The organism is Actinocrinis sp. (genome assembly GCF_035650855.1).
Lineage (GTDB): Bacteria > Actinomycetota > Actinomycetes > Streptomycetales > Catenulisporaceae > Actinocrinis.
On sequence record NZ_DASRGV010000224.1, the window covers coordinates 1 to 2,807 of the forward strand.

Sequence of the window (2,807 nt, forward strand, 5' to 3'; positions counted from 1 at the left end):
CGCAGTACTCAGCCGGACCCGGAAGCTGCCGATCGAGGAGGCGCTGGACGAGGCCGCGGCGCTGCACGACCGCCGGATCCGCGACTACCAGCGGCTCGAGGCGCCGCTGCTGGATGACGGGGACCCGCGGATCGCGCGCTACCTCGGTGATATCAGGGCTTGGATCTCGGGGCATCTTGCCTGGTCAGCCGAGACCCGGCGGTACGAGTTCGGCATCGCGGCTTAAGTCAGCGGTTCGAGCACCAGCGGGACGACGCCCGGATGCAGCGTCGTGCGGGCCACCGGCTTGACCACGGACCCCGGCGCCGGCTTGACCGTGTAGTGCGAGGCGATGGTCGAGACGGCGGTCAGGACCAGGCTCCAGGCGAAGCCCTCTCCGACGCAGGCGTGCGGCCCGAGGCCGAAGGGCAGGTAGTGGCCGCGCGTCGCCTCCGGGTCGGGATCGAGCCAGCGGTCGGGGTCGAAGCGGTCCGGCTCCGGGTACGCGGCCGGGTCGTGGTGCAGGCCGTAGAAGTTGAGCAGCACCTGTGTTCCCGCGGGCACCGGGACGCCGGCGATCTGCACATCCTGGATGGGGCGGCGGCCGAGGATCCAGCTGGGCGGGTAGTAGCGCAGGATCTCCGACACGACACGGCGGGTCAGCGGCAGGGAGCCGAGGTCCGCGGCCGTCGGGGTCCGGCCGGCGAGCACCGTGGCGGCCTCCCGCTGGACGGCGCGTTGCAGATCGAGGTCGCGGGAGAGGACGTGCAGCGTCCAGGCGAGCGTGCCCGCGGAGGTCTCGGTTCCGGCGAGCAGCACGGTCATGATCTCGTCGTGGGCCTGCGCGTCGGTCATGCCGCCGCCGTCCTCGTCGTCGACCGCGGCGAGCAGGGTGCTGAGAAGGCTCGGCGCGTCGGAGGCCGCGCGGTCCGGCGCGCTCGCCTGCCGGGAGCGGTGATCGGCGATCATGCGGTCCGCCATCGCGTGCAGTCCGGCGCAGGCCCGGTCGAAGCGCAGGTTGCCGGGCGTGGGCGCCTTGTTCAGCACGGCCAGCGGAAGCAGCGCGCGGCGGCCGACCCCGCCGAGCAGGACGGGCAGCGAGGCGAGCACCTCGTGCACCGCGGCCGACCCGGAGCCGTCCGCGCTGGGCCCGTCGTCCACGGCCTCGAACATGGCGCGCGCGATCGCGGTCATCGCGAGCCGGCGCATTTCCCGGCCCGCGTCGATGCCCGCCGCCGGGCGCCAGTCCGCCACGGTCTGCGCCGCGCAGCGCGCCATCACGGCGACGTACCCTTCGACGTGTTCGTGGTCGAACGCGGGGCGCATCAGGCGCCGCTGCCGGCGGTGCTTCGCGCCGCCCGAGGTGCCGACGCCGTCCCCGATCAGACCCCTGAGTTGATCGAACTGGAAGCCCTTGTCGTAGCGGGCGGCGTCGGAGATGAGGACCTGCCGCAGCGGCTCCGGGCCGTTGACCAGGCAGGCGGGTTTCGGACCGAGGCGTAGCGCGACGACGTCCCCGAGCGGATACACCCTTTGGAGAAATCCGAGCGGATCGCGCAGAAGCGCGCCGGCGTGTCCGAGCAGCGGCAAAGCTCCGGGTATCGTCGCTGCTGAGCGAGTTGGCCGCAGAAGAGGGTCGCTCGATCTCGACAAGATTACCCCCAGTCGCGTTATCCTGACACTCGGTCACATTAGCGAGGGCGCGAGGGCGCAGTAAGGGCGCATACAGGCGATACAAACCGGCCATCCTGTGCGATTCTTGAGAAACACCACCCCGTACCGCTACCACGCGACTACCGTATGCATGATGGTGAGCGGTACGCGTGTGCCTGAAGTGAGAAGTCAGGCTACGAAATCACCCGGGAGCGGGCGCGAGCACGATCGGCGGGAGGAACCGATGACGCCGCCTCAGCACCAGAGCGCCACGTCGGACGCGCACGGCGCCGGGAACGACGCCGCGCACGACGCCGCCGACTATCAGGGCGCGAACCGGGCGCTGGCCCCCTGGGAGGAGCTGGGAGCCGCGTCCAGCGGGTTCAGCGCCTCCGCCGGCTTCTTCAACTGGCATCTGTCCACCGGCGAGGTCGTCTGCGACGAGCAGACCTTCCGCCTGCACGGCCTCTCCCCCGACGCCGAGCCGCAGTTCGAGAGCTTCCTCGCGCAGGTACCGCAGGAGGACGTCGAGGAGCTGCTGCGCACGCTCAATCCGCTGCTGTCCTCGGTCGGCGACTACATCTTCGAATACCGGGTGCGCTGGCCGGACGGCGTCGTCCACACGCTGGAGACCCGCGGGCGCGTGGTGCCGGGTCCGGACGGCGGCCCGCTGCGGCTGATGGGCGTGATCGCGGACATCACCGAGCGGCGCGCCGCGGAGGAGGCGGCGCGTTCCGAGGCCCGGGCCGCCACCCGGATCCAGACGGTCACCGCGGGGCTGGCCGCCGCGTCCACGCTGGACGAGGTGCGCGCGGCGGTGGAGGGCGCACTGCCCGCGCTCGGGGCCGACGCGCTGATCATCGCGGACGTGGGAACCCGGGTCGAGGTGCTGCTCTCCTGCGGCCCCGGCGCCGGGCGGCACGAGACGCTGCGGGTGTCCGACTACGGTCCGCTGCGCACGTCGGCGATCTACGAGTCAGCGCTCTTCTTCGGCAGCTCGGCGGAGCTGTGCGAGCGCTTCCCCCAGGTAGAGCCGGCGGTCAAGGACTGCGGCCACGAGGCGTGGGCGTTCCTGCCGCTGTCGGGCGTTCCGCGGATGCGCGGGGTGTGCCTGCTCGGTTACGAGAGCGAGGCAGTGTTCGACGACGCGGAACGCAGCGTGCTGGTATTGGCGG

Annotated in this window: 2 protein-coding genes and 1 pseudogene; 2 read left to right on the forward strand and 1 reads right to left on the reverse strand. The window is 71.8% G+C overall.

Going from position 1 to position 2,807, the window contains the following annotated elements; all coding sequences use genetic code 11:
- Window positions 1-226 (forward strand): annotated as a pseudogene (locus VFB40_RS16350) (terpene synthase family protein); the annotation flags it as partial.
- On the opposite strand, the gene VFB40_RS16355 reads toward VFB40_RS16350, so the two are convergent.
- Entirely contained in the window at window positions 223-1,509 is a 1,287-nt protein-coding gene (locus VFB40_RS16355) for a cytochrome P450 (protein ID WP_324851571.1), read from the reverse strand. The pseudogene VFB40_RS16350 and the gene VFB40_RS16355 overlap by 4 nt on opposite strands.
- Window positions 1,510-1,876: 367 nt before the next feature.
- Here VFB40_RS16355 and VFB40_RS16360 point away from each other — a divergent pair.
- Window positions 1,877-2,807: PAS domain-containing protein (locus VFB40_RS16360; RefSeq protein WP_324851572.1), on the forward strand; the 931-nt coding region annotated here is incomplete at its 3' end.